At 62.5% G+C, this 26,875-nt stretch carries 24 protein-coding genes; 4 read left to right on the forward strand and 20 right to left on the reverse strand.

Annotation, left to right across the window (positions count from 1 at the left end):
• Nucleotides 1-8 precede the first annotated feature (8 nt).
• The 18 genes from trbJ to FJ419_RS19325 form a co-directional block, all read right to left on the reverse strand.
• The gene (gene trbJ, locus FJ419_RS19230) at nt 9-734 is read right to left on the reverse strand and encodes a P-type conjugative transfer protein TrbJ (protein ID WP_064993436.1); all 726 of its coding nucleotides are present in this window, start codon (nt 732-734) and stop codon (nt 9-11) included.
• A 5-nt stretch (nt 735-739) separates the two neighbouring features.
• Entirely contained in the window at nt 740-3,181 is a 2,442-nt protein-coding gene (trbE, locus tag FJ419_RS19235; protein ID WP_064993435.1) for a conjugal transfer protein TrbE, read from the reverse strand.
• Nucleotides 3,175-3,447, reverse strand: a complete 273-nt coding sequence (locus tag FJ419_RS19240) for a VirB3 family type IV secretion system protein (protein WP_064993434.1) — start codon at nt 3,445-3,447, stop codon at nt 3,175-3,177. The genes trbE and FJ419_RS19240 overlap by 7 nt, the downstream gene beginning before the upstream one ends.
• Complete coding sequence (locus FJ419_RS19245; RefSeq protein ID WP_064993433.1) at nt 3,447-3,755, reverse strand: TrbC/VirB2 family protein; 309 nt, start codon at nt 3,753-3,755, stop codon at nt 3,447-3,449. The genes FJ419_RS19240 and FJ419_RS19245 overlap by 1 nt, the downstream gene beginning before the upstream one ends.
• 11 nt (nt 3,756-3,766) lie before the next feature.
• Nucleotides 3,767-4,735 (reverse strand): P-type conjugative transfer ATPase TrbB, encoded by a 969-nt coding sequence (trbB, locus tag FJ419_RS19250; RefSeq protein WP_013533270.1) that lies wholly within the window; start codon nt 4,733-4,735, stop codon nt 3,767-3,769.
• On the reverse strand, nt 4,732-5,145 hold the full coding sequence (locus FJ419_RS19255) for a CopG family transcriptional regulator (protein WP_064993432.1): 414 nt from the start codon (nt 5,143-5,145) through the stop codon (nt 4,732-4,734). Before FJ419_RS19255 ends, trbB begins: the two co-directional genes overlap by 4 nt.
• A 116-nt stretch (nt 5,146-5,261) precedes the next feature.
• The gene (locus FJ419_RS19260; protein WP_064993431.1) at nt 5,262-7,292 is read right to left on the reverse strand and encodes a conjugal transfer protein TraG; all 2,031 of its coding nucleotides are present in this window, start codon (nt 7,290-7,292) and stop codon (nt 5,262-5,264) included.
• Between the two features lie 200 nt (nt 7,293-7,492).
• On the reverse strand, nt 7,493-9,316 hold the full coding sequence (gene glmS, locus FJ419_RS19265; protein ID WP_064993430.1) for a glutamine--fructose-6-phosphate transaminase (isomerizing): 1,824 nt from the start codon (nt 9,314-9,316) through the stop codon (nt 7,493-7,495).
• Between the two features lie 730 nt (nt 9,317-10,046).
• On the reverse strand, nt 10,047-12,017 hold the full coding sequence (rlxS, locus tag FJ419_RS19275) for a relaxase/mobilization nuclease RlxS (RefSeq protein ID WP_064993429.1): 1,971 nt from the start codon (nt 12,015-12,017) through the stop codon (nt 10,047-10,049).
• 179 nt (nt 12,018-12,196) lie between these two features.
• The gene (locus FJ419_RS19280) at nt 12,197-12,880 is read right to left on the reverse strand and encodes a lytic transglycosylase domain-containing protein (protein WP_064993427.1); all 684 of its coding nucleotides are present in this window, start codon (nt 12,878-12,880) and stop codon (nt 12,197-12,199) included.
• Nucleotides 12,868-13,416, reverse strand: a complete 549-nt coding sequence (locus tag FJ419_RS19285; RefSeq protein ID WP_064993426.1) for a S26 family signal peptidase — start codon at nt 13,414-13,416, stop codon at nt 12,868-12,870. Before FJ419_RS19285 ends, FJ419_RS19280 begins: the two co-directional genes overlap by 13 nt.
• Nucleotides 13,413-13,652 (reverse strand): helix-turn-helix domain-containing protein, encoded by a 240-nt coding sequence (locus FJ419_RS19290; RefSeq protein WP_064993425.1) that lies wholly within the window; start codon nt 13,650-13,652, stop codon nt 13,413-13,415. The genes FJ419_RS19285 and FJ419_RS19290 overlap by 4 nt, the downstream gene beginning before the upstream one ends.
• A 144-nt stretch (nt 13,653-13,796) precedes the next feature.
• The gene (locus tag FJ419_RS19295; protein ID WP_013533279.1) at nt 13,797-14,120 is read right to left on the reverse strand and encodes a DUF736 domain-containing protein; all 324 of its coding nucleotides are present in this window, start codon (nt 14,118-14,120) and stop codon (nt 13,797-13,799) included.
• Nucleotides 14,121-14,654: 534 nt separating this feature from the next.
• Nucleotides 14,655-16,382: a ParB/RepB/Spo0J family partition protein gene (locus FJ419_RS19300; protein WP_064993423.1), complete on the reverse strand. Its 1,728-nt coding sequence runs from the start codon at nt 16,380-16,382 to the stop codon at nt 14,655-14,657.
• Between the two features lie 83 nt (nt 16,383-16,465).
• Nucleotides 16,466-16,876: a DUF2958 domain-containing protein gene (locus FJ419_RS19305; RefSeq protein ID WP_064993422.1), complete on the reverse strand. Its 411-nt coding sequence runs from the start codon at nt 16,874-16,876 to the stop codon at nt 16,466-16,468.
• A gap of 132 nt (nt 16,877-17,008) precedes the next feature.
• Nucleotides 17,009-17,971: a zincin-like metallopeptidase domain-containing protein gene (locus FJ419_RS19310; RefSeq protein ID WP_064993421.1), complete on the reverse strand. Its 963-nt coding sequence runs from the start codon at nt 17,969-17,971 to the stop codon at nt 17,009-17,011.
• Nucleotides 17,972-18,684: 713 nt separating this feature from the next.
• Nucleotides 18,685-19,359 carry a DsbA family protein gene (locus FJ419_RS19315; protein ID WP_064993420.1) on the reverse strand — a complete coding sequence of 225 codons (675 nt, stop codon included), beginning with the start codon at nt 19,357-19,359 and terminating at the stop codon, nt 18,685-18,687.
• A 1,083-nt stretch (nt 19,360-20,442) separates the two neighbouring features.
• Complete coding sequence (locus FJ419_RS19325; protein ID WP_064993418.1) at nt 20,443-21,477, reverse strand: hypothetical protein; 1,035 nt, start codon at nt 21,475-21,477, stop codon at nt 20,443-20,445.
• Between the two features lie 286 nt (nt 21,478-21,763).
• On the opposite strand from FJ419_RS19325, the gene FJ419_RS31215 reads away from it, so the two are divergent.
• Nucleotides 21,764-21,973: a hypothetical protein gene (locus tag FJ419_RS31215; RefSeq protein WP_224655926.1), complete on the forward strand. Its 210-nt coding sequence runs from the start codon at nt 21,764-21,766 to the stop codon at nt 21,971-21,973.
• Between the two features lie 34 nt (nt 21,974-22,007).
• On the opposite strand, the gene FJ419_RS19335 is transcribed toward FJ419_RS31215, so the two are convergent.
• Complete coding sequence (locus tag FJ419_RS19335; RefSeq protein WP_064993416.1) at nt 22,008-23,267, reverse strand: hypothetical protein; 1,260 nt, start codon at nt 23,265-23,267, stop codon at nt 22,008-22,010.
• A 245-nt stretch (nt 23,268-23,512) separates the two neighbouring features.
• Nucleotides 23,513-24,265, reverse strand: coding sequence for a hypothetical protein (locus FJ419_RS19340; protein WP_064993415.1), 753 nt, complete (start codon nt 24,263-24,265; stop codon nt 23,513-23,515).
• A 128-nt stretch (nt 24,266-24,393) separates the two neighbouring features.
• Here FJ419_RS19340 and FJ419_RS19345 point away from each other — a divergent pair, with 128 nt between their 5' ends.
• The 3 genes from FJ419_RS19345 (at nt 24,394) to FJ419_RS19355 (ending at nt 26,792) form a co-directional block, all read left to right on the forward strand.
• Nucleotides 24,394-24,837 (forward strand): transposase, encoded by a 444-nt coding sequence (locus FJ419_RS19345; protein WP_064993414.1) that lies wholly within the window; start codon nt 24,394-24,396, stop codon nt 24,835-24,837.
• Nucleotides 24,834-25,190, forward strand: coding sequence for an IS66 family insertion sequence element accessory protein TnpB (tnpB, locus tag FJ419_RS19350; protein ID WP_064993413.1), 357 nt, complete (start codon nt 24,834-24,836; stop codon nt 25,188-25,190). Before FJ419_RS19345 ends, tnpB begins: the two co-directional genes overlap by 4 nt.
• A 69-nt stretch (nt 25,191-25,259) precedes the next feature.
• The gene (locus tag FJ419_RS19355; protein ID WP_064993412.1) at nt 25,260-26,792 is read left to right on the forward strand and encodes an IS66 family transposase; all 1,533 of its coding nucleotides are present in this window, start codon (nt 25,260-25,262) and stop codon (nt 26,790-26,792) included.
• Nucleotides 26,793-26,875 lie beyond the last annotated feature (83 nt).

Genomic DNA, 26,875 nt, shown 5'->3' on the forward strand with positions numbered 1-26,875 from the left:
TATGGTGATCAGTTGCCGGGATAGGCCGTGCCGGTGCCGAGGAAACGCTTTGTCGTCTGGCGTGCGGCTTCTTCGGACTGCGCCTTGCGAGCCGCATCCTCCGCCTCCGCGCGAAACTGCGTCGCGAGCAGCGTCTGGATCTGCATCTGCTGCTTGGTTGACAGCGCGATCAGTTGGTTGGTGGCCTGGCTTGCCTCAAGCGCACCGGCAGCACCCTGGCTGCGGTTGACGAGATCAGCAAGCAGGTCGCGATCGCCCCGGACGTTCTCGAGGATCTGCGACTGGACACCCATCGTCTGCCGGAACGCCTGCATGGCGCTCTGCCAGCGCTCGCGCGCTGCGCTTGCCACATCGCTGACCTTGATCGTGGCGTCGTAGCTTTCGGGATATTGATTGCGCCACTGGTCCTGCAGCTTGTCCAGATCAAAACTCAGGCCACTCGCCTGGTCCATGAGCCCGTCGATCCGCTGCAGCGAACCGGTGAGCTGGCCTACCGAAGAAAAATCCAGCCTCTGAAGGTTGCGCGCCATGTTCTGCAGCATGGTCGCCTGGTTCTGGAGCGACTGTATCTGGTTGTTGATCTGCTCCAGTGAGCGTGCCGCCGTCAGCACATTCTGGGTGTAGTTCGAGGGATCGAAGACAATGAGCGCGTAGGCTGGCTGGACATAGTCGGCCATCGGTTTGGCCATCAGGGAAAGGGTGATCAGGCCGGAAAGGAAACGGCGCCGCATCATGACGATTACTCCATGTCTGGTTGAGGGAATTGGCGGAGAAGCTCGGCGGCCCAATCGAGCCCGCGGGCATTCAGGAAATAAAAGGCAAAGCCGTCCTGTCCGCGTTCCGACAGGATCTTGTCGATCAGGGTCTGGCTGGCCGGATCGGAGGCGCCGCATAGCGCAAGCGCAATTGGACCCAAGCCCAGCTGAAACAGCCGGTTGCCGCGGCGCGATTGCAGATAATATTGCCGCTTCGGCGTGGCGCGCGCGACCAGTTCGATCTGCCGCTCGTTCAGGCCGAAACGCTCGTAGGCTTCCCGTGCCTGTGGTTCCACGGCACGGTCATTTGGAAGAAAAATGCGCTGTGGGCAGCTCTCGATGATGGCCGGTGCGATTGCAGAGCCAGCGATGTCGGCCAGTGACTGCGTGGCGAAAATGACAGAGACGTTCTTCTTGCGCAGCACCTTCAGCCATTCGCGTATACGCCCCGCAAAGAGCGGATTGTCGAGATAGAGCCAGGCCTCGTCGAGCATGAGCAATGTCGGTCGTCCATCGAACCGCGCCTCGAGGCGATGGAAAAGATAGGTGAGCACCGGCAGCACAGCGCCTTGGCTGTGCATCAGCTCTTCGGTCTCGAAGCACTGCACATCCGACAAGGCCAGCCGATCGTCGTCCGCGTCCAGCAACCGGCCGAAGGGCCCGTCGAGCGTGTAGGGCATCAAAGCGGACTTCAGCGCGTTGGACTGAAGCAAGACCGACAGGCCGGTGAGTGTGCGTTCCTGCGCTGGCGCCGTTGCAAGACTGGTGAGTGCCGACCAGATTGCCTCTTTCGCCTCCGGGGTGACGGTGACGTTCTCATGGGCGAACAGCCCGGCGATCCATTCGGCTGCCCAGCTGCGGATCGCCGGATCGTCAATCTTGCGCAGCGGCTGGAAGGCAAGCGCACCGTGGGCGCGCAGCGCGTGATGCTCGCCACCCATGGCAAGAATTGCGGCCCGGGCTGAATTGCCTTTGTCGAAGACATACACCTGCGCGCCGGCATAGCGTCGGAACTGCAGAGCGAAGAGGGCAACGAGAACCGATTTGCCGGCGCCGGTCGGTCCGACGATCAGCATGTGGCCGACATCGTCGACGTGGGTGGAAAGCCGGAACGGTGTCGACCCGCTGGTTGAGGCGAAGAGAAGCGGCGGGGCCTCTGCCTGTGTAACTTTGGCGAGATGCTCGTTCGCCGCCGGGCCGGCCCACACCGAGGAAAGCGGCATCAAGTGGGCGAGATTCAATGTGTGAACGAGCGGCTGACGGACATTGGCATAGACATGGCCGGGCAACGAGCCGAGCCAGGCCTCGACCGCATTCACGCCTTCACGGATCGTGGCGAAGCCGAGGCCATTGACGACGCGCTCGACCGCGCGGAGTTTCTCCGCAGCGGCTTGATGGTCCTCGTCCCAAACCGTTACCGTCGTCGTCAGATAGCCGAACCCGACATGATCGCCGCCTAACGCCTGGATTGCGGCGTCGGCATCGAGCGCCTTGTTTTCGGCGTCGGTGTCAACGAGCGGGACGGGTTCGCTGGTCACCACCTCGCGCAGGATGGCCACGATCGATTTGCGCTTGGCAAACCACTGCCGCCGCAACCGCGTGAGCGTCCTGGTGGCCTCGGTCTTATCCAGCGGAATGAAGCGCGTCATCCAGCGGTAGGGGAAATCCTGATTGTTGAGCGCATCGAGAATTCCGGGCCGTGTGACATTCGGAAAACCGAGGATGGTGAGCGTGCGCAGATGGTGGTTGCCAAGCATCGGCTCCAATCCGCCAGTAAGCGGCGCATCGACCAGGATGCCGTCGAGATACATGGGTGTTTTTGGCGCGGCGACTGGATGGCGGCGGGTGGAGATCGTGCCGTGGAGGTAAGTCAGCGTCCCGGCATCATCGAGTGCGCGTATTTCGGGCATGAAGCCCGACAGGAGATCCAGCACGCGGCCGGTCTCGTCCCGGAACCGCGTCAGTTCCTGGCGCCACTCTCTCTCGCCTCCTGAATGATGCGAGTCGACCAGAGCGCTTTGCGCCCGCGCCTGGCTGTCTGGCGGCGGGATGAACGTCAGCGTTAGGTGATAGCGGCTCTCGTAGTGCGCGACCTTGCCTTGAAAGGCCGCGCGCCGTTCTTCATCCACCAGCCATGACGCAGCGTCGGGGAAACGCGAGCTTGGGTAGCCCAGCGCCTCGATGCGCTCGGCGTCGAAGAACAATGCCCAGCCGGAGCCGAGCCGTCTGAGCGCATTGTTGGCCCGCGCGCAGATGCCGATGAGTTCGGCTTCTGTTGCACTCTCGAGATCAGGCCCGCGAAATCCAAATGAGCGCTGGAAACTTCCGTCCTTGTTGAGCACGATGCCCGGTGCCACCAGTGCGGCCCAAGGCAGATGATCGGCAAGTCGGTCGGCCTTGCCCCGATATTCGGAAAGATTCAGCATGCGAGCCACCCCTTCAGGCGAAGATGGCGGACGAGCACGCTGGCGAAATCCGGGTCGCGGCGGGCCGCGAAGACAGCCACCGTGTGCGCGCAGATCCACAGCACCAATCCGGCAATCCACTGCTGCAAGCCAAGCCCGACGGCCGCGGCAACGGTGCCACTGAAGATGGCCACCGCTCGCGGCGCGCCGCCGAGCAGGATCGGTTCGGTCAGTGCGCGGTGAACCGGAACCTCAAAGCCCTCGATATGGTGCTCTCCGGCCAACATCAGACGAGTGCCCCGCCGCCAAAGGAGAAGAAGGAGAGGAAGAAGCTCGATGCGGCAAAGGCGATCGACAGGCCGAAGACAATCTGGATGAGCCGACGGAACCCACCTGCCGTGTCGCCGAAGGCGAGTGTCAGGCCGGTGGTAATGATGATGATGACCGCGATGATCTTGGCGACCGGCCCCTGCACAGATTCCAAGATCTGCTGCAGCGGCTGCTCCCAGGGCATTCCGGAGCCGGCGGCGTATGCCGGAAACGTGAGAAGAAACGCGAGCGTGGTGGCCCAGAGAAAGCGAAGCTTCTTGCGCATGAAGTGACCTTTCAGAGTTGCTGGAGTTGCGGAAGCGTGAGCTGGGTGACGGCGTAGTCGCCACTGCCGTCGAGGCCAGTGACCTCGGCGATCGTCTCGATGCGGCGCGAGGATCCGCGGCCGGCGATGAAGACGATCAGGTCTATCGCCTCGGCGATGAGCCGGCGGGGAACGGTGACCACGGCTTCCTGTGCGAGCTGCTCGATGCGGTAGAGGGCGGACCGCGCCGAGTTCGCGTGAACGGTGGCGATGCCGCCTGGGTGACCAGTGTTCCATGCCTTCAGCATGTCGAGCGCTTCCGCGCCTCTGATCTCGCCGACGATGATGCGATCGGGTCTGAGGCGCAGTGTCGAACGCACGAGATCGGCGAGCGTGACAGAACCACGCCTGGTCCTCAGCGCAACGCAGTCTTTTGCTGCGCATTGAAGTTCGCGCGTATCCTCGATCAGGATCACCCGCTCGTGGCAGTCGGCGACCACGGCCAGCAGCGCATTGGCAAGGGTTGTCTTGCCCGATGAAGTGCCGCCCGCGACCAGGATGTTGCGCTGCTCGCGGACGGCTTTCTTCAACGCATCAGCCTGCAGCGGCAGCATGACCCCGTCGGCGACATAATCGGCTAGGCTGTAGAGCTTTGCGGCGGGCTTGCGAATGGCAAAGCATGGCGCCAACACCACAGGTGGCAGGAGGCCTTCGAACCGCTCGCCCGAGGGCAGTTCGGCGCTTACGATCGGATTATCCGCATGCGCTTCGGCGCGCACGTGGGAAGCGACGAGGCGGACAATGCGCTCCGCCTCGGTAGGATGGATGTGCACGCCTGTGTCGACCAAGCCTTCCCCGAGCCGATCGATGCGCAGTGCTCCGTCGGGATTGACCATCACCTCGATGATCGATGGGTCTGAAAGCGCTTTGGTGATCGCCGGGCCCATGGCGGTGCGCAGCATGGCGCGGCGGCGATGATCGGCTTCCGGATGAGAGTTCACCCTTCCTCTCCCCCGCCATTGTCTTTGCCAAGCGACCGCTTCCCGGAAGCGATCTGCCGGCCGACCTGCTCGACAAATTTGTCGAAGCGCTCCTGGCCGATGGCCTGCGTTACCCTGTCCGGGGCCGGCGTGTGGGCGTGAAGCGTGATCGAGAAGCGGATGAAGAGCGCCAGGCTCTCCATCGTCATCTCGGCGTCGCGCCTGACATGAGCGAGGTCGCGAGAAAGACGGTCGAGCCTTACCCCGTAGCGTTGGTCGAGCTCGTTCTTGCCACGCCGCTCGATGAAGGCTTCTACTGCCTTGGCGACGATCGCCGATTTGGTGGTCGAAGGATCACGACTGAGTTTGTCCAGCTTCTCGCTTAACTCAAACTCAAGCAGAAACTGGTGACGAATGCGGCGGGGCTTCATGTGGCTTGTTCCAACAGCCAGCGCTACGCGCCGGCGACGGGAACAAGCATCCTCCAGATGCCCAAAAACGCTTATCGCCCTTACCTACGCTGAGGTACGCCGTCAGGAAGCAGCGTTCAGAAGCCGGGCACGATGTCCTTGTCGTCGCCCCTTCCTTCATTGAGGCCGTAGACCCGGGCCGCCGTCGAAGTCCGATCCATGACACGTTTGTCGGCGACCGGCTCGCTATCATCGTCAACAGACTTGAAGAGATCGTCCTGCTCAGCTTCTTGAGAAAGCACGATTTGATGTTCCGGTAGAGCTGGATGGCGCTGCTGCTGGACGCCGCCCTCGTCCCCGATCGCCGCGTCGGCAATTTCGTCGCCTGCAGCCAGACGACCGTCAACGCTGCGCACCCGTCCAGTCCAGTCGTCCGTGCGGGAAGCCGGACGGTCTGCGTAAGGGCTGTCCCGCAGCACCGGGGAAGGTAGCACGCGTTCGGTAAAATTCCGGTCCTCATAATAGCGCAGCTTCTGGACGCGCAACGGCGGCAGCCCTGAAATCAGCACCAGCTCGTCGGTTTGGGGCAGCTGCATCACCTCGCCAGGAGTGAGCAGCGGTCGGGCCGTTTCCTGCCGGCTGACCATGACGTGCGACAGCCAGGGCGCCAGCCGGTGGCCGGCATAGTTGCGCATCGATCTAAGCTCCGTTGCGGTGCCGAGCGCATCCGAAATGCGCTTGGCGGTGCGTTCGTCATTGGAGGAAAAGGCAATACGCACGTGGCAGTTGTCGAGAATGGCACTGTTCTCGCCATAGGCCTTGGATATCTGGTTCAATGATTGCGCGATCAGGTATGCGCGAATGCCATAGCCGGCCATGAAGGCGAGCGCGGTCTCGAAGAAATCTAACCGCCCGAGCGCCGGGAATTCGTCGAGCATCATGAGGAGTCGATGTTTGCGACTCCTGCTTGGATCGCCCTCAAGGCGCTCGGTCAGGCGTCTGCCGATCTGGTTCAGGATCAGGCGCACCAAGGGCTTGGTGCGCGAGATGTCCGACGGCGGCACGACCAGGTAGAGCGATATCGGTCGCTCGGCATCCATGAGATCGACAATGCGCCAGTCGCAGGTCGATGTTGCCGCCGCGACCGTCGGGTCGCGATAGAGCCCGAGAAATGACATGGCGGTCGACAAAACACCAGAACGCTCGTTTTCCGATTTGTTCAGCAGCTCACGTGCCGCCGAGGCCACGACCGGATGGACCTCAGGCTTGTCGGGCGTGCCCAGGTGGTTGGTGGTCATCATCTGCTGCAGCGTCGCGGAAAAGGAACGTTGCGGGTCCGACAGGAAAGTGGCGACGCGGGCAAGCGTCTTCTCCTCTTCGGCATAGAGCACGTGCAAAACGGCGCCGACGAGGAGGGAATGACTTGTCTTTTCCCAGTGATTCCGGCGGTCCAGCGCGCCTTCCGGATCTACCAGGATGTCGGCGATGTTCTGAACATCGCGGACCTCTTGTGGACCCTTTCGTACCTCAAGCAGCGGGTTATAGCGCGCCGACCTAGGATCAGTTGGATTGAATAGAAGGCAATAGGAGAATTTCGACCGCCAGCCGGAGGTCAACTGCCAATTCTCGCCCTTAATATCATGAATGACCGCCGAACCGGTCCAGGACAGAAGAGTTGGAACAACCAGTCCGACGCCCTTGCCTGAACGTGTTGGGGCAAAGGCCATGACGTGCTCGGGCCCGTCATGTCGCAGATAGCGATCCTTCAGCTTGCCTAGGAAAACCCCGGCCGGCCGAAACAGCCCTGCCGTCACGATCTCCTGAGTCGTTGCCCACCTTGACGAGCCATAGGTCGTCACCGATCCGAGCTGTCGCGCGCGCCACAGCGAACCGCCGATGGCGGCGGCACAGCCCACGAACCCACTCGCGCCGGCGAGCGCACCGGCCTTATCGAAGACCTCGGGCGCATAGGCGTCAAAATGGTACCACCATTCAAACAGTTTCCACGGCTTGTAGATCGGCCAGCCAGCCGCAACAAACCACGGCGCGCCGAGTGGCGGCTGATGGCCCAGCATGTGCGCGCACCACTGCGTGGCCGTCCACACGCCGAGCATGACGATTGCGAATACGACGACGATCTGCCCAATCAGCAACTTCGTGGGCGTCATTGGCTTGCTCCGCTGTTTCGAACACCGGGGCAAGCATCGCGCGCCGCGATGTGAACTGAAATGCACACTACGCACGACCAGGTGCGATGAGGAGCAGCGCCGGGCTCGTCACAAGGATTAGCCGGAGCTATTAAGGCCTCGACGATAACGTCCGACTGCTCGTTCAGCCGAAGTGCATTTCTATCGAAGGGCCGTGACCATCATTCGACGGTAACCGATTTTGCGAGATTGCGCGGCTGGTCGACATCTTTGCCCATCAAGACCGCCGTGTGATACGCAAGAAGCTGTATCGGCAGCGCAAAGATCATTGGCGCGATAATCTCGTCGACTACCGGCAGCACGATCGTGTGCATCGTGTCGAGTTTCGAAGCAGCGGCCCCTTTCTCATCCGTGATGAGGATAATCCGACCGCCTCTGGCGGCCGCTTCCTGCATGTTCGAGACGGTCTTGTCGAAAAAGCGATCATGTGGCGCGATGACGATCACTGGCATGTTTTCGTCGACCAGTGCGAGCGGACCATGCTTCAATTCACCAGCCGCATATCCCTCGGCATGGATGTAGGATATCTCCTTGAGCTTCAGCGCACCTTCCATTGCCAGCGGGAAACTGGTGCCGCGGCCGATATACAGGACGTCATGAAATTTTGACAGTTCGCGCGATAGGAGCTCGACATCTGGCTTGATGCTGTTCAGGACCCGGCCCATGACGCCCGGCATTTCGGCAAGACTCGTGACGAGCGCCTTTGCCTCATCTTGCGTTGCCGTTCCACGGGCCCTGGCAGCGCCAATGGCGAGTGTGGCTAGAGCCACAAGCTGGCAGGTGAACGCCTTGGTGGAGGCAACGCCGATCTCCGGGCCGGCGAAGATCGGGAAGACGGCGTCGGCCTCCCGCGCGATGCTCGATTCCCGGCTGTTGACGACAGCGCCGGTCTTCAGCCCACGCGCCTTGCAGTATCTCAGGGATGCGAGCGTGTCGGCGGTTTCACCGGACTGCGAAATGAAGAGAGCCGCCGACTGCGGCGGCAACGGGATCTCCCGGTAGCGGAATTCGGACGCGACGTCGATTTCGACCGGCAGGCGCGCATAGCGCTCGAACCAGTATTTTGCGATAAGTCCAGCCAGATAGGCGGTGCCGCAAGCCGAGATCGCCAGGCTCGGGATGCCGGCGAAATCTATGCAAGACGTCGTGTCGGCGCGATTCCCTTCGAAGCTGGTGTGATAACCGAGCGCACGGGCGACAACCTCGGGCTGCTCATGAATTTCCTTCTCCATGAAATGGCGATACTTGCCCTTATCAGCCAGATATGCCCCGGCAAGGGAAGTCTGGCGCGGACGCTCGACGGGATGGCCATCGAAATTGAAGATGTCGACTCCTGTCTTGCCGATAACGGCCCAGTCGCCGTCGACGAGATACGTGACCGCATTTGTGAAGGGAGCAAGCGCGATCGCGTCGGAGCCCAGGAACATCTCGCCGACGCCATGACCGATCGCCAATGGGGGTCCATTGCGCGCCGCCATGATGGTGGACGGATCATCCTCAAAGAGAACAGCAAGCGCATAGGCACCCCTGACGCGCTTCAGCATGGCATGCATTGCCTCACCCCTCCCCATGCCCTCACGGCGGTATCGTGCCAAGAGATGTACGACAACCTCGGTGTCGGTATCGGTCTGGAACTCGGCGCCCGCCGCCGCGAGTTCATCCTTCAACTCGGCGAAATTCTCGATGATGCCGTTGTGAACCACGGCCACACCCTCCGCAATGTGCGGGTGCGCGTTGCGCTCGGTGGGTGCGCCGTGGGTCGCCCAACGCGTGTGTGCGATGCCGACGATCCCACTCAGCGGCTCTTCCTTCAACCTTCTCTCGAGGTTGACAAGCTTGCCCTTCGCGCGCCGGGAGTGCAGCGAGCCCTCGCAAATGGTGGCAAGGCCGGCTGAGTCATAGCCGCGATATTCGAGCCGCTTCAACGCGTCGACCAACCGCTCCGACACCGGCTGATGCCCGACAATGCCAACAATCCCGCACATGACTTCGTCTCCGAATTCTTCCCGGTAGCCTCAGTCGGCTCGAAGGGAACGCGCCAAGCGCTCAGCCTCCGTAGTAGAATTCTGCAAAACAGGTAAAATCGATTTTTGGGATAGCTGCCATCCAGCCAGCGGATAGGCGAGCATGTCTTTTGACATCCGGCGAGACGGATCGTTGATCTCGGCTCTGCAGGTCTCCTGACCTCAACTCACCCGTCTCGGAGAGTTAGTAAGCTGTCAAATTCGTCAGCGATTGGCGCAATTTGCGGCCATGTTCAGTGCTTTTTCGACCTTCGCGGCCGCGCAGATTGTCCCTGCAAGCTGTCCATCATGGGGACCGCCGCGTGTCGCGGAGAGGATGGCCCGGTGGCCGACTTAGTCGCGGAGTGTTCGGCGGTGCGGAGTTTCGGCCGCTGAAATTCAGCCGTGGCAACGTCGCCGAGTCGCCGACGCTGCCGCCGCAACCGCGCTGTGTCGATCTTAGACAAGGCCGAATGCCAGGCTCTGCCGATGGCCCTAAGGATCATTTGCATTGCTACCTTCCTCTGCTGCCCAGCGCATTCCCGTCGTCTGCGTCAGTCGATTTGGGATCGTGCATCAAAGATCGATGCCGATGCGAATCGGGTGGCTATCAGCCCCATTTTTCGCTGCCGATGCAAGCAGGCTCGGAGCACCTTGTCGAAGTCTTGCCCGGGCCGATCGAAGGCAGACCGCGTTCGTATAGCTGCGCAGGTCACGAGACGTTGGGCCCACTCCTTTGCCGACCGATGTTCCAAGAGATGCCCTCGCGCTGCACCAGGCCGGAAACCTCTTTGCCGACATGCCGCTCGAGAACCGGCCGCCATGGTACGAGCGTGAACTCTCGCGATTTCTCGATAACGGCGTATTTGCCGCTGGCGAGTTCAACTGACCGGCGGAGCGTGCCCTCTACGCGATGACCGGGCCGCGTTTCGGCATAGGACAGGCCAAGCTCTTCCGACAGTTGACCGGCAACACGGTTCAACTCCCGCTGGCGGAGGATCGAAACCATGTTGGCGCGATAGATGATCCGATCCTGCTCCTCATGAGCAAGGCCCTGCGCGATCAGCCACTGCTGCCGGCGGCTCCGCGCCTCCTGCACTTCACGGCCGAAGCCCGAATTGCGCAACCTCTCTGATGCCTCGGAGACAAGCTGGCTGTCGATCCAGGTCGCGCCGTCAAAGCCAACCTGCCGCTCCAGCGGCATCGATGAGAGCTTGTCGACCGTGACCGGCTGGGTCCTGGCCTGCTGGCGCTCGTAGGCGACGACACGATCGAGATGATCCGGCGCGATGATCCAGGTGCCGTCGGGCTCGCGCTCCACGCCCCCGATAGCGCGCCGGATTGCCTCCAGCCGGCGGACATGCGTATCGGCGAAGCGGTCGGTGGCGGCCGGATCGTGCTTCAGATGAATGTCGATGTTGTAGCGGCCGTCATGGGCAGCCGCGATTTCGACCACTGTGCGGTCAACCAGCCTGGGCTGTGTGTTCCTCGGCGTGACACGCACGATGCAGCCGTCGGGCGTCGGCTCTGTCGCCTCGCCCTTGCCGATGTCGATGTATCGGGTTTTGCCATCCACACCGTCGACGATGAGGTAATGCCGGTCGCTGAGCTCGTCGGCCAGCCCGCGCGCGACAACGCGGCCGACGACAGGGGCGGCCTGCTCGCCGGATCCATCGTGGATCACGCAGTCGGCGGCACTGCGGGCGATCCCCCTGCCCGTCAGTTCGCGATGCAAGGTCTTGATGATGTCGCCGCGTTCGCCGATGCGGCGCAGCGTCGCTTCAAGCCCGTCGTCGAGCCGCCAGCGGCGCGGGGCGATCTCTTCCGCCAGATGCATCCGCTCGAGCTTGCGCAGGCGCCCCTGGTGCAAGGTCTGTCGAAACGCGTCGCGGCTATCCAGCGAAACCAGCCCACTGTCGTCACGCAGCTGCAGCAGGCGGCGGTCGATGCTGGTGAAGCGTTCCTGCTGCATTTCCTGGCGCAGGCGATGCTCGATCTCGTGGTCGGTGCGCGGACCGAGATCGAGGCTGACCAGCTCGGCGGCGCGCTCGCGGATGCCGCTCGAGATGTATTCTCGCGCTATAACAAGATTCTCGCCGCGATCGTCCTTGCCACGCACGATGATGTGGGTGTGCGGATGGCCGGTATTGAAATGGTCCACGGCAACCCAGTCGAGCTTCGTGCCGAGATCCTCCTCCATCTGTGCCATGAGCCGCCGCGTCAGTGGCTTGAGGTCGTCAAATTCGATGCCGTCCTCGGGTGCGACGATGAAGCGGAATTGATGGCGATCGCCATCGGCACGATCGAGGAAGTCCTTGCCAGCGACGCAATCGCTGTCGGCGCCGTAGAGCTGGCCAGGCGCGCCGTCCCGGGTGACGCCGTCGCGCTGGATGTAGCGCAGATGCGCACGCGCCCCGTCCGCGCTCTTGCCGGCCAGCTTGACGACACGCGCCTTGACGACGACCCGGCGCTGGCGGAAGGCTGCATGGCGATCGCGTGATTTCAGCAGCGCGGCCGTCGCCCCACCCCGGCCTATCCTGCTGCCCGCGAAGCGCCCACCACGCTGGGGCCGGCCACCAGCTCGGTTGATCGCCGCCCGCACCTGGCCGGCAAAGCGTTTGCCGGCCTTCGAACCACGGGAGCCAATCTTCCCGAGCTTCGGTCTGAACTCGTCATCCCTCATGCTTGGCCTGCGCCTGGAACAGAGTCGAATCAGCCATTTGCGCTCCGAAGTTCTCCTGACGCTGGAGGGTGCCTCCGGCAAAAATGATGTGCAGACAGACACTTCGCCGGCCCTGGGAGGCGGTGCCTTTATCTTGCCTTCCGCGCCCCACCCCTTTGGACGCGTCCGGCCCCCCATTGCTAGCGTTCCGGCTCTTTGACATGTGCGACATCCCTCCCCAGCGGCACGAAGAGATCGCCGTTTCGCGCAAAAGCGCGACCACCATTTTGCGGGAAAAACAGCGAGCGCCCCGAGGGTGCATCTTGCCTGTCCGGAGCGACAGATTTGCCCTTGAACTGCTCGATGTCGGTTCGCGAAACTCCGGCAGCCCGGAGCTGCTTGAGGTAGTCGACGGTCTCTTTCGGCAGCGGCGTGCCGCGCTTCAGATGCGCCTGGTAGCGCTCGGGTCCGGCGTTGTAAGCGGCAAACAGCCCGGGGAACCCGAAGCGGTCATACATGGCGCGGAGATAGGCAGTGCCGGCCAGAATGTTGTCGTGCGGATCGTGGGGATCGGCGCCCAGTCCGTATTGCGCGCGCATGTCCTGATAGGTTTCCGGCATCACCTGCATGAGGCCCATGGCACCGGCGCGCGAGGTGATCGGCCGGCCGTGGAGCATCGTCTTGCCGCCGCTTTCGGCATCGATCACCGCGTAGATCCAGGCCTCGGGAACACGGAAACGCTTGCTTGCTTCGGCAACGAAGTGCCGCCATTTTCCAAGCTGCGGACTATGGGAGATGGCGACCGGCTCAGCGCCGGTCGAGGCGGAACAGGCGCATGGCGCGACAGCGATCATGCCAAGCATCAGGAGGGCTACTCGGTCCATAGCGGCGCGAGCCTCCCGATGATGTTGGTGGCTCGGACCGGCCCGAAATAGCGGCTGTCGAAAGAGCGCGGTGCCTCGCCGTTCAGCACGAAGAATTCGTCGTCAGCGAGCGCGCGGCAGCCGCTCCACCAGGGCAGCGGACGGCCTTGGGTGTCGGTAACTAGCCGACGTGCGACGATCTTGCCGCCGATGATGATCGCCTCGTTGAAGGCGCAGACACGTTCGTGCGGCAGCGCGGCAATGTGCTTTACAAGGGGAACGCCGTTCGGGAGATAGCCGCGTTCGGCAGCGAGGCCGGCAATGGCATCCGGTGCGCCGGCGAGCACCAGGTCGCCGCGTGCTGGCGCTCCCGCCACGACGCGATAGAGGCCAACCGGCGCGCTCGCCGAGGCGTTCCAGATCAAGAAGGGCGATGGGTTTGCAAGGGGGCCGAAGGCAACCAGGCCAAGGGCAATCGCGGTCGCGGCGATCGCCTTTGTCGCCCGAGCACGGCGCAGGCGGCTGCCGGTCAGACCGATGGAAGGAGGCCGGCTCATGAACGGCCTCCATCGTTGGAATGGGTCTGGTTATGGCGGCCTTTCGACCAGTCGTCGAGCTCGTCGATGTGGTAGCGGACGTAGCGGCCATGCTTGCGGAATTTCGGGCCGCCGCCCTTGAGCCGCATCTTTTCCAGCGTGCGCTGGGAGAGCCCTATGTAGAAGGCGGCTTGGGCTGTGTTGAGAAACGGACTGCCCTTTTTGGCGCGGGCGGCGCGTTCGTTTTCGTTGTCCATGATGATCCTCGTTTGGCTTGCGAGCGAGACGAGGATGGGGGGGCGAGGTCGTCTTGGGGACGGGCGAAGAGTTGGGGGCGAGTTTTCGCCGCTCTGTGGCAAGAGCCCCGCGCCGGCTGCGGCGCGGGGCTCCGATGAGCCCGATCAGTCGGCCGGGTTCCAGATGATGGCGTAGGTGTCGTCATCGTCCTGGCCGGCGGCGCGGCCCAGATTGGCGTAGAGCTTGCGCGGTCCGAACTCCGGCGCGGCAATCGACAGGCTCACATAATCCTTGCCGGAGGTCTCGCCGGTGCGGATCCAGCCGGCGCCAACTTCGACCCCTTGCGTCAGCACCCTGTAGTCGGGATGGTTGTCGGCGCTCTTGGCCTGGTTGGGGATGATGTCGATGTCGGCGCGGACGCTGAGGGTCTTGAGCTGGCCCTTGTAGGCGCCGTTTTCCTGCTTGTTGACGTAACCGATCGCGGTCATTTCGAAGTCTCCTTTTGCTGTCGCCGGGGACCATCCCCTGCGATGGCGGACCGTGATGGATGCGTCCGGAGCGCCTGAACCTGACAGGGCCGCAGCGCCAGCGGAGGACCCGAGCAGGCGGCTTTTTTGAAGCGGAGCGGCGCGAGGAAGCCGCCGCAGGCGGCGGGGAAAAAAGCTGCTGGCGAGGGTTTCGGGCGGCCGGACCCGTCCATAGGTCGACAAGCCAGCCGCAGGGGATGGTCCTGGCAGGGAGCATGGAGATCGTGGCGAGCGCGGTCGCTGCAGCCAAGCCAAGCAGGAGAGGATTGCGGGACTGCGGCTGATGCCGCGCCATGCCGATCGAGATCGTGCCCCACGGGTCGGGCGCCAGGGCAGGCATCCGACGGGCTGAACGACCTGCGGGACCAAGGTGGTTTGCCGGGCTGGATTGTGCCGCTGGAAACGGGGGGCAAAGGTCACGAACATGCGGCCATTGCGACCGGGGTGCGATGCCGAGCGGCGGCCATCCTGGCAGCCGCCGCCCAGCTTGACGGGCTATTGGCAGTCGAACAGGGAGCGGACCCGTGCCCATTGATCGGCGGTGCGCAAGCCGCCTCGATCCGTGTAGCTTTCGACCGGGAATTTCATCCAGCGCGGCAGCCAGGCCTCGACCTTTTGCCTGCCGTTTTCGCCGGACAGAAAGTCGCGGATGATTGTCTTTTGCGTCTTCACCTTCTCAGCGACATTGCCGTCCGCGACATGCTTGCCGCCGATTTCGGCAAGCATCGAATTGGCAATTTCCCTGTCGCGCAACAGGTCGAAGAAGGCGTCGTCCGGTTGCCAGCAAGCGGCGGTGTCGACATTGAGATGATTGCCGAGCGCCTCGATGACGGCACTGCCGGCCTCAAGCGTCTCGGCCATGACGATGCCGAGAACGCGCATCACATCATCGTCGGACAGCGTCAGCAAATGCGCAAACAGGCTTGCCGTGCCGAAGTCGCCGCCATTGCGGCCAGCGACCGCGCCACCCTCGTCCGGTTCTCCAAGCAGCGCCAGGACCTCGCGCCGCTTATCCGTGAAGGCGGTTTCGGCCTTGCAGGCTGAAAGGCTTGCCGCCACGATTTCGTTGGCGGCGCGCTGCGGCTCGGTACGCACCTGCCACAGGCTTGAGCCGGCAATCGCATGTGCCACCATCAGGCGAAGGGCTGCGGCCGGACGGTCAAGGAGCGCCAAGCGCACGATGGCATGACGGTGCAGATCGACATAATTCTGCATCGGTCCAGTGACTTCGGGCCGCGAGGGTTTGTCCGGGGTCTCGGCCTCTGCGGCCTCGCCATTGGCTCGGGCGCGGCGGGCTTGCTTGTGCGACAGCCAGCCCTCGTGACACGCGACCTCGCCGCGATGCGAGACTGATATAAAGACCTTGCCGCCCTTCTTCTTCGGCGTCTTTTCGTGGTCCCATGCGTGAAAATGTTGACTCGGTTCGAGCACGATCACTTCGCTCCATCCGGCCTCAAGAAAGGCGTTGCGCGTGGCGGCTATCGCCTCATTCTGCTTGAGCCAGAACAGGTCGGCGTCGGCAAAATAGCTTTCCTCGCCGAACAGATCGGAGACGATCAGGCCGGGATAGTCCTCGATGGCGAACAGCGCCACCTTGGTCGAGATCGACTGGCCGCCGAACAGCCATTGCTTCAATTGCCAGCCGCGCGGCGCGCGGTTGTCGGGATCGGCAAAGAGCGCCAGCCAGTCCTTCTGCTGCGCCTTCGAGGCCATGGTGAGATGGCGCACCGTCTCGGCGTCGATTTCCTCGCGGCGATAGGCTTCGCGAATCCTGGGCAGAAGCTCGCCGAGCGCCAGAATCCGCTTCACCTGATGCTCGGTGAGGCCGAACGTGGCCGCGATATCGGCGATTGTGCGACCTTCCCTGATGAGGCGGGAAAAGGTTTCCCATTGCGAGACCTCGTCGGGATCGAGGCGGGCGATATTTTCAATCAGGGAGGCTTCGAGCGCGTCGGCGTCGTCGCCATCCTCCATGATGGCGCATGGCAGCGGCGCGGCCTTGCCGCGCTCGTCGGCAACGGTCTTGGCCGCGAAATAGCGTCGGCGCCCGGCGACGATCTCGAAGGTGTCGGGCGAGCCGTTGGGCCGCACCAGAAGCGGAACAAGGACGCCGCGCGCCCGCACCGAGGGCAGGATGTCGGCGATGTCGGGCGCGCGTTTGGAATGCCGCATGTTGGCGGCGGCGATGCTCAATTGGTCGATGGAAACGTGGGCAAGCTGCATGGTCTTTCTCCTTTGCTATGGCCGAAATTGCCTGACCGCGAGGCCGCTGGCCGAGCGGCGCGACGGTTTTGCGCCGGAGGGCGCTATTGTTCCGCCCGGTCGGACGGAAGCTCGGGAAGGGAAAGCGAGAGGGCGGCGGCGGCCTGCCGCAAGAGCCCTTCGGCCTCGGTGATGTGGCCGCATAGGCGAGCGGCTTCGGCATAGACCGAGAGCGGAAACCGCGCCTTGAAATAAAGGTCGCGCTCGATGCCGAGGCCAAGCGGTCCCTTCACGGTTTGGAGCTCGGCAAGGCTGACGCTGCCGAGTTCGGGGAAGCCCAATCCGAGATCACAGAGGCCGAAGAGTGTATCGCCATCAGCATCGAGCTCGCTCAGGAGCCAGGTGGCGGCGCCCAGCGGATTGAACAGTTTCACGACCGGAACATGGTCGGCTTCGGTCTCGGCAGCGCCATTGGCGAGCAGAAGAAGGCGCAGTTCGTCAGTGATGAGGATCATTGCGGCGTTCCTTCAAAACGGTTCGTGATTGACGGCGGGTTGACCAACAGGCCGGTATTCAAGGGGTTTCCGCGCGGCCGCATCGCGCGCCGTCAGAAGCGCAAGGCTCTCGCGTAGGGCGACGAAGCGCGCTCATGCGGCGATCTCGGCATCCGCCTCGCCTTCCACGTCGGCATTGAAGCCGAGCAGGAGATCGGCGGCTTTCGAGGCATGGCTGGCGGCGCGGAAGATGGCGCGATTGTCCTCGCGCAGCACGCTCAGCCATGAGCCGATATAATCGGCATGGCGCACGGTCGGCTCGATGCCCATAGTGCTGCAGACGAAGGCTGCGCAGATTTCAGCGACCAGTTCCTCGCGCGCATAGGCCTTGGAGCCGAACGAGCCGGAGAGGTCGCGCGCAAGGCGCGTCGGGTGGCCGGTCCAGTGGCCAAGCTCGTGAAAGCAGGTCCGGTAATAGTTGATCTGCTGAAAGAAGGCCGGTTGCGGCGGCACCTGAATGAAGTCGCAGTCCGGCATGTAGAAAGCGCGATCGCCGCCGATGCGGACATCAGCGCCGGTTGCACGAATGAGCGCCTCGGCCTGCGGGATGATCTGGCGCTGCGGCAGCGGTTCGGCGGCGGCATGGAGATGTCCGGGCAGGTTCTCGCACTGCGCGACGTTGAAGACGGTGAAGCGCTTCAGGAAGGGCACCGCCTGTGGTTCGTCGCCATCGACCTTGGCGCGTTCCTTTTCGTTTTGCGGAACAAAGCGGTCGGCGTGAACGATGGTCGTGCCGCGCTCGCCTTTCCTGACATTGCCGCCAAGGGCAAGCGCCTGCCGGAAGGTCAGCCAGTTCTGGCAGGCATAGCTGCGCTCGATGACCGCGCCCCACAGGATCAGGATATTGATGCCGGAATAGCGGCGCTCGGTGGCCGCATTCCTGGGCAGGCCGAGGCCTGCCTTTGCGTTTCCCCAGGGCTTGACCCATGGCACGATGCCGCGCTCGAGCTCGGCAATGATGCGGTCCGTGATCTCTTGATAAAGGCTGGCGCCTGCGCGCCCGCCCCTGCTTGCGCCAGCCTTTCGGCTGCCGGAACGTTTGTTGGTTGAACGCATGCCCTGGTCCTCCGCTCGCCAAATCGCGCCCTCCCCCGGAAGCGGGGTGGGCGGCGAAAACGACCGGAAAGGCCCGCCGTGAAAGGCGGACCGCATCCGAAGGACCGGAACGCAGAGGAGGACCCGAAGCGCAGCGAAGGGTTGCGGGATGCCGCGGCGGGCCTAGAAGGGAGAGCCGCCCACCGCGCGCACCCGGGGACGGCCTAAAAGACAGACCACGCCGGCCGATCGGCCGGCGGCCGTGCGCAGCCGAAAGGCGGCCCAAGCCAGGGGGCGAAGCCGGATGGCCGAGACCGCCTGAGCCTTGCGAAGAAAAGCGGGCTCGGTGCACGAGCACCCGGCGCGCGCCTTCAGGCGCGCGGGATTCAGGACTGGTGGTCGGCACCGCAGCTGATGTGATACCATCGATCCTTGCGCCTGGACGCGTGGATATGGTCGACGCCGCAGAGCCGTGAATTTCCACCTCTCGGCGCCCCTTGCCGCGTAACGGGGAGAGCGTCCAGGAGCGAGATCGCGGCCGCCGGAATCTTGGGTGATAGCCGCACGCCGGGAGACGGCGCCATGTCCGGCGTCGCGCTCGCGCCCCGCGTTCCGGTCTGGTCAAGAAGCCAACCGCGAAGAAGGCGCTCAGGAGCACATCAAAACCCCAGCTCCCAAAGACGATCCCGAGACCCTCGGTCAGAACGGCACTTTTGCAGCTGTCGAAGATTTGCCTAGGCGCGGGCATCAGCAATGGAGCGTTGCAGTCGGGCCATCCCCACTTCCCCTGGGATTACTTCGTCGCCGACCACCAACGCCGGTGTGCCCTCGATATACAGATCTTTGGCGAGTGCGAAATTGCGTGTGATGGCATTTGCGATGGCTGGGTCTTGCATGTCCCGCTTCAGCTGCTCGAGATCGAGGCCCACCCGCTCTGCAACGGCTAAGGTGGTGCGCTGGTTGAGGAAGCCGGGGAAAGCCATGAGGGCGAGATGGAACGCCTGATACTTCCCCTGTTTGTACGACGCGAGCGCTGCGCGCGCTGCAAATTTGGATGCTGGCCCCAGGACTGGGAGTTCCTTGAACACAAGCTTCACATTGGGATCATTGCTGAGGGCCTCCTGTAGATCGAGAGCTGCCGCCCGGCAAACGCCGCAGTTGTAGTCGAAGAACGAGACCACAGCGATATCGCCATCCGGATTGCCCGCAATTGGCGAGGCTGGGTCGTTGAGGAGGGCGTCGCGCCGCTGTGGAATGCGTATGCGCAAGTCAGCCGCTATCAGGCGTTGGTCCTCCACACATTGCAGGTCCTCGGCCGTATCCAGATGTTGTTTCAGCGCTCCCAGCGCGAACAAAGCTAGGGCCAACAAAGCGATTACTGTGACAAGGGCGGCATTCAGCCTGGACATGGGTGGGCTCCAATCAAACATGAACGGCAGGACGCCCGCGGCGCCGGCACCCCCGGCACGTTGCGGCGCTTCTCCCGTCGCGGCTCTCCGGTCAAGCGCCGCACCCCCCGTGCCGCAATTCCCGTGCCATCGCCGCCCGCAGCAGGAGCTCACGCAGCGCTGCGCCGCGGAAAGCGTGGGCCATCGTGCATTGAAGATCACTGTGGCTCACAGCTGACTTCGTAGGCTGGGTGGCCTCGCTCGACGGGCGCACCATAAGATGGCGCAACCGGCGGCGGTTTCGCGACATAAGGTCGGGAACCGTTCAAACAACTGGCGGGGATTTGTCGGCGCTTCCTGTGCACTTTGCAGAAAATAGGTCTGTGAAATTTCACAGAGCGCGGCCACAAAACTCGAACTGTAGCCGAGTCCTCCACTGTGGCTCGCTTTGCAAGCGCTAGTTCATCTCCGGCCCGGGGAGCCACTTAATCCAGAAATGTCTTGAAACCCAAGGATTGCCCGGGTTTCCGCTTCCCCAGAGATACACCGCGCGATACACTGCGGGGTAACCGCCCGCATTGCGTACCATGCGAAGGCAGACCTTCAACACATCTGGGCAATCCTCGCTGGTACCGGATGCCGCCTCGCCGAGGTCTCAGGTCTTCGCGTTGCGGACGTGCATGTTGACCACGTCGTCCCGCACATCACGGTTGAGTGGCACGATGACCGCCGCATTAAGAATGCCGTATCGCGGCGGAATGTGCCGTTGAGAGGTCGCGCGCTGGAGGCCGCAAAGGAAGCCGTCAAGGCTGCCGGCAGCGCAACGATGCTCTTTCCGACCTACGGGCGTCCCAAAGGCGCCTCCTCAGCATCTGCTGCCTTGGGCAAGCACGTTCGGGCCTGCGTGACGGACCCAAAGGCTACCACCCACTCGCTTCGCCACCTCATGAAAGACCGACTACGCTTGGCCGGCGTCACAAAGTCGGACCAAGACATTGTTCTGGGTCACTCATCGGGCAGCGTTGGTGAGGACTTATGGGGCGACGAGGCGCGGCTTGAGGTTGCGAGACGGGCGCTTGAGAAGGCACTAATCTGACGGAACTTTCAGCGCATGACTTTGCTGGTCTCAGCGATGATTTTGGGGTTCTGCCCAATCGCAATCGTGTAACTGAAGCGCGCCACACCTTTTGCCTGCTTGTGCCTTGGCAGGCTGCGGACGACCCAGTCATAAGTGCCCGACACCATGCATCGCTCATTGGCACAGGTGACTATGACGCTCTCGTCGTGGAGATTGTATCCCCGTTCCGGCCATCGTTGGAAATAGCTTCTCTTGTCGGCGATGATCGAGCTTAGGTCCGTTGGCTTTCCGTAATAATCGACGATGCCAGCATACGAATTTTGAACCTGAGCGATCGCCAAATCTGCGTTGTCGCCATGGTGCTCGATGAGCCCCTTGATAAATGCTACCGCCGCGCTCTCTAGCTGCCGCTCGTCTGCGCTGGCTTCAGCGGGGGCCGGACTGGGCGTTGGCGACACACGCGACGTGTCAACGGACGGCGGCGTGGTAGAAACGTTGGTTACGCGCAGTTCAGCCATCTCACTGGCGGAGAGATATCGCATATCAAACCTGTCGTAACTCAATGCTACGGCCATCAACTTGGGGTCAACGCCCATCTCGGACATGTAGGACATGATATCGGCAGTTACGGCTTGAACGTTGGCCACAGCCTCGTCGGTAGACATTCCGTTCTCTGGGGCGAAGGATGAGCGATGAACACCAATAGAGCCCGGGTCGGCAACACGGCGAACGCCACCCATGTAAGCTAACGAGCAAGCCGACGCGCACTGCAACTGTCGGACTTGAAGCGTATCAAGGCCGGCTGCCCGGATCAAACGTCCAAGCTGCATTGCACTTCCGATACTGCCGCCCGGCGAGTCGAATACGACCACCCTAGCCCCACTGCTTGTGACAGCGTGGCTAAACTCATTCAGAGGTTCGTTGACCCCAAATTCACCAGAGACGATGAGAAACGGAAGCTCGCCCGGCGACGATACCGGCTTGTATTCCAGAGCCTTAGCTGAACTTGATGTGGCGACAATAACTGACGCGACAGCGAGAAACTTCACAACCGAACGCATAACCCAACATCCAAACCCACCAACCTCAACTAAGAGCCACTTAAAGATCTATTTCAAGGGGCAACTGGACCGGGGCAACTGGCGATGAGAGAACTGGTTGAAATTCAATGTCTGTTGGGAACATTAAAACGATGTGTAACCTCTACAACCTCACCACTTCGCAAGAGGCCATCCGCCAGTGGACCGGTACCTTGCGGAACATCTTGGGCAACCTTGAGCCGTCCATTGACATCTATCCCAACTGGCCCGGCCCCGTGGTCCGAAACGCTCTCGAAGGGGGCGAGAGTTGGCCTATCTCCTGAGGGGAATGCCGTCACCTTCGGAGCGAGTGACAGGCAAAGCCGATTACGGGACCACCAACATTCGCAAGACCAACTACTTTCATTGGCAGCCGTATCCGGCACCGGACGACGCTTTGGTGATTGTCGAGAAGCCCGCCACGCAGATCAAGTTTCCGCTGGGCTCGACACCCGGTGACCAACTACGTTTGCTCTAGACAGTGCGGACGCCCAACCGATGAACAGCAGCCCTCAATCCTCGGAGTCGGCGATGCGCTTCCATTCGCCGTCGCCGGTCATAAATTGGCTAAGGCGGCTGATAATGCAAATCAGCTCGACGAGACGCACCGCATCGACATCGCGCGTATGCATCGTCGGACGGCGAGTGGCGATAAGCGCCTGTAGGTCAAGCCGCAGCCTTTGTTCGTTTGGAAAGACGTACCCGAACGCTTGATTCCAGTTATCCGCGCGAAGCACGATCGCCATCAGGTCGCCAAGATCGAGATAAGAAAGCAACGCTTCATCCCGCTCGCCATTCGCCATCGCCGCCGCGCGAAGATCACGCGCCTTGTTACGGATTTCGCCCCCAACCCTCTGCTTGAACCACTGCGGTCCGCCCACCGCTTCCATCTTCTTCGAGATGAAGGACCGCAACGCGCGCTCAAAGAAGCCTATCGCGCTGAAGGCATCATTTCTGGGATTGGCCGACCGTATCTGAACGGACAGCCCCGCAACGTCCAGCAGCGCGACGGACCTACCAGCTTCCGAAGCGCCGGCCGCGAAACCGCTCTCTATGACAACCTCGATCGCACCAGTTGACGTGGTCTCGATCAGACCCGGGTCAACCTTGGCTTCGCGGTAGTGTCGTTGGCGCATTTCTGGATCGCTCCAGAAGCGGTTTGGCAGATCAGACCGCGTGTGCCAGTTGCCGAATAGCTCCTCATAGGCTGTGAAGCTTGATCTCGCCGCGAAGCCAAGCACGTCTCCAGCACCAGCCAGTGCGGAGAGCTTCAACCGGGTTGTCTGCAGCCCAGCGGACAGAGTTTCCGCTCCCAGAGCGCTCAGACGCAAGCGGCCTACCTCAGCCGAGAGGCTCAAGACGCCAGTAGCGGCCCGCTGGATTAGCTCGATTTCTTTGTTTGGCGTGCCAGTCGGCATGTGCACCGCGAGCGTACCCGTGCTAGCGAGTTGGCTTGCCCACTGGGTGGCGCGCGCAATCAATGCCATGCCAGGCGATGCCTGAAGCTCGGCAATGGTCGGCGATAGGGTCGATCCCCTTGCCTGCAGCTCGGCGAAGGTCTGCGATAGGGCCGATCCCTTTGCCTGAAGCTCGGCAATGGTCGGCGAGAACGGCGACACCTCCAGCCCGCTGATCGCCTTCGACAGGGTCGATTCCGGAAGGTTGCTGATGGCCGTTGAGAGGGTCGACAGCTCTAGCCCGCGACTCAGTCGATCGAGCGGCCCATCACTTTGGCCCGTGGCGATGTCGGATAAGCTCTTGAATTTGTCCATCGTCTTCACGCTAACGGTTGTTTGGTTCCGGCAAGTCTTTGAGCTGACCCAACGTATCATAGCGCCGTATGCGCTGAGTCGACAGTTCCCTTTGCATGAGGTCACGAGGCAGCGGGTTCACCGCTCATCCCTCCAGATGACTCGGCGCACCACTCTGATGCGGAGCGCCAAATTTCTGACGGAAAAATGTGAGCCCAGCATCGACCTGATGCAGTCTTTGGGTTTCCCTGGCGGGGTGGTCGGATCTATATGTACTTGGACGTAATGATCCGCCAGAGCATTGCTGTTGTCAGCCTCTTCGATCTTGCGCGCCGCGTTCTCACCGCTTTCTTGGTTGTCGGCACGTTCCGCTTATCGTCGTAAAAGACGATATTTCGGTCAAAGAAGGGCTTCAACATCGGATCGGCTCTGATAGCGCCAGTGATGTCTGCCAGCCAACCATGCCGAACTCCTTCGTAGGCGAGCAACCAGTCGGGACCGTCGGCTGATACGGCCTTCACCCGGCGCTCCCAATCCCGGATTGGAGCCTCCGGAGCAAGTCCGCGAGATGCCATGTCGAGAATGAGCAAGCAGATCGCTGGACATTCGATCTTCGCAAGAAGAGCAGCTTGGGCGCCCAACTGCAGCGGCAGTGCCAAGCCCTTCATGAGGAAGATCGCCCATGCAACTTCATAGTGCTCGCCGCGCTCCAAGCCGCCTTTTATAATCGACGTCAAGCGCTTGGTGATGAGACTTTCGTGTATCGTCCGCCCCTCATGGCGCATGTTGATCAGAAGCGCTGACACTAGGTCGATGTTTCTCGGATCGACCATCAGGGCTCGCATCAGGAAACTTTGCAGGTATAACGCGTCGGGCACCTTGATTTCAGAACCCTGTATCAACGACAGCGCGTAGCGAAGAGGTCGATCTACAGGGTTTTGTTTTTGTAGATCGAGAGCGACCTCACAGAAGTTTTGCAAAGCAATGCCGGACAGCTCGGGGCCTATTCGCGCCGCCACCTGGAGGGTGTGAACCCAAGGTGTTCCAACGTTGTCGACTATCCCGATAACTGTAAGCGCTGTTCTGGTGGCACCTTTCGCGCGTGGTCGTGAGGAACGATGTTCGGAGCCTTTGAGGGCTTCGACACATGACGATTTCAGAGCTTACGCTTAAATCCAGCAATCTTGAGCCCGCGCGCCGTTTCGAGGTGTTCACGGGTTCCGGTCGGCGGCGCGAATGGCTGCCGGAAGAGAAAGCCCGGATCGTGGCTGAAAGTTACGATGCCGGCGAGACCGTGAGTGCCGTGGCCCGGCGGTATGCATTGTCCCCGCAGCAGTTGTTCGCCTGGCGTCGGGCTGCTCGTGTGCCGTTGGCGGAAGCGCTGGCACCGGAACCGTTGTTCGTGCCGGCAGTGGTGCCGGCTCCGAAGCCGGAACCGACGGGGAAACAACAGCCACAACGCAAACGGAAAGCTGCCCGCGACGCCGGCGTTATCGAGTTGGAGATCGACGGCGTCGCCATGCGGGTCGGCCGTGGCGCCGACGCCAAGACGGTGGCGGCGGTGATCCGCGCGCTGAAGGCGACGTCGTGATCGGGCCGACGGGTGCGGTCAAGGTCATGGTGGCGACGAAGCCGGTCGACTTCCGCAAGGGTGCGGAGGGATTGGCGGCGCTGGTGCGAGAGACGATGGGGGCCGATCCGTTCAGCGGGGCCGTTTACGTCTTCCGGGCGAAGCGGACTGACCGGATCAAGCTGATCTTCTGGGACGGCACCGGCGTCTGCCTCTATGCCAAGCGCTTGGAGGACGGGGAGTTCCGCTGGCCAAAGGTTCAGGATGGCGTGATGCAGCTGACGGCGGCGCAGTTCTCGGCGCTGCTCGAAGGACTCGACTGGCGGCGCGTCCACGAGGCGCGCCGGACCCGTGTTCCAGCCCAGGCGGGCTGACCCGCGACCAAGTGAATCAGCCTGGATTCCGCTGTCGCGGGCTGTCGACGAATATGGTCTGATCCACTCATGGCGATGACGGCGGACCAGCTTCCCGACGATCCGGATGCGCTGAAGGCGATGGTGCTGGCGCGCGACGTCGAGAACGCCCGGTTGATCCAGATCATCAAGGAATTGCAGCGCCACCGCTTCGGCCGTCGTGCTGAGACGCTGCCGGAAGACCAGCTGCTGCTGGGACTTGAAGAAGCCGAGCAGATCGAGGCGGCCGGCGAGGAGGAGAACGAACAGGCTGCTCCCATGGAGCGTCAGGCGCGTGTCACCAAGCGTCGGGCGAACCGCGGTGCGTTGCCACCCCATCTGCCACGCACGGATATGGTGGTCGACATCGAGGACCATGCCTGCCCGTGCTGCCGCAATGACTTGCATCGGATCGGCGAGGACGTAAGCGAGCGGCTCGACATCGTTCCGGCGCAGCTGCGTGTGATCGTCGTGCGCCGACCCAAATATGCCTGCCGAGCCTGCGAAGACGTGATCGTTCAGGCTCCCGCGCCCGCCCGGCTGATCGAAGGCGGCCTGCCGACCGAGGCGACGGTTGCCCAGGTTCTGGTCTCCAAATATGCCGACCACCTGCCGCTGTATCGCCAGGCGCAGATCTACGCCCGGCAGGGCATCAATCTCGACCGCTCGACACTCGCCGACTGGGTTGGCCGTGCCGCCTGGCACCTGCGTCCGGTTCACGAACGGCTGCTGGCGAAGCTGAAGTCCTCGCCAAAGCTCTTCGCCGACGAGACCACGGCGCCGGTGCTCGATCCCGGTCGCGGCAAAACGAAGACCGGCCAGCTCTGGGCCTATGCCCGCGATGATCGGCCATGGGACGGAGCCGATCCGCGCGGCGTCGCCTATGTCTACGCGCCCGACCGCAAAGCTGAGCGTCCGATCGCTCATCTCGCGGGCTTCACAGGAATCCTGCAGGTGGACGGCTATGGCGGCTATCGCGTGCTCGCCGACAAGAGCGGCGTGACGCTCGCCTTCTGCTGGGCGCACGTGCGCCGGCGCTTCTACGAACTCGCCGCGGCCGGTCCCGCGCCAATCGCCTGCGAGGCGCTGAGACAGATCGCCGAACTTTATCGCATCGAAGACGACATCCGTGGACGATCGGCGGAGCAGCGTCGTGCCGTGCGCCAGGAAAAGAGCCTGCCGATCACCGTCGCTCTCGAGCCCTGGCTGCGCGAGAAGCTCGGGCTGATCAGCCAGAAGACCAAGCTCGCCGAGGCAATCCGCTACACGCTGTCGCGTTGGGAAGGCCTCTCGCGCTTCCTCGATGATGGCCGCATCGAGATCGATAGCAACACTGTTGAACGCTCGATCCGTCCTATCGCGCTAAACCGCAAGAATGCACTCTTTGCCGGATCGGACGGCGGCGCCGAGCACTGGGCCGTCGTCGCTTCGCTAATCGAAACCTGCAAACTCAACGGCGTCGAGCCCCTCGGCTATCTCGCCGATGTCCTCACCAGGATCGTCAATGGCCACCCGAACAGCCAGATCGACGACCTCTTGCCATGGGCCTACATCCAGGCTCACGAACTCAGCGCAGTGGCCTGAGAACATCGCTCTGATGTCCGCTGTCAAGGTTTGGAACGCAGAAGGTCGCCCGATCCGAGGAACGGCTGCTCATTCTGATGAGC

Source organism: Mesorhizobium sp. B2-6-2, assembly GCF_006440615.1.
Lineage (GTDB): Bacteria > Pseudomonadota > Alphaproteobacteria > Rhizobiales > Rhizobiaceae > Mesorhizobium.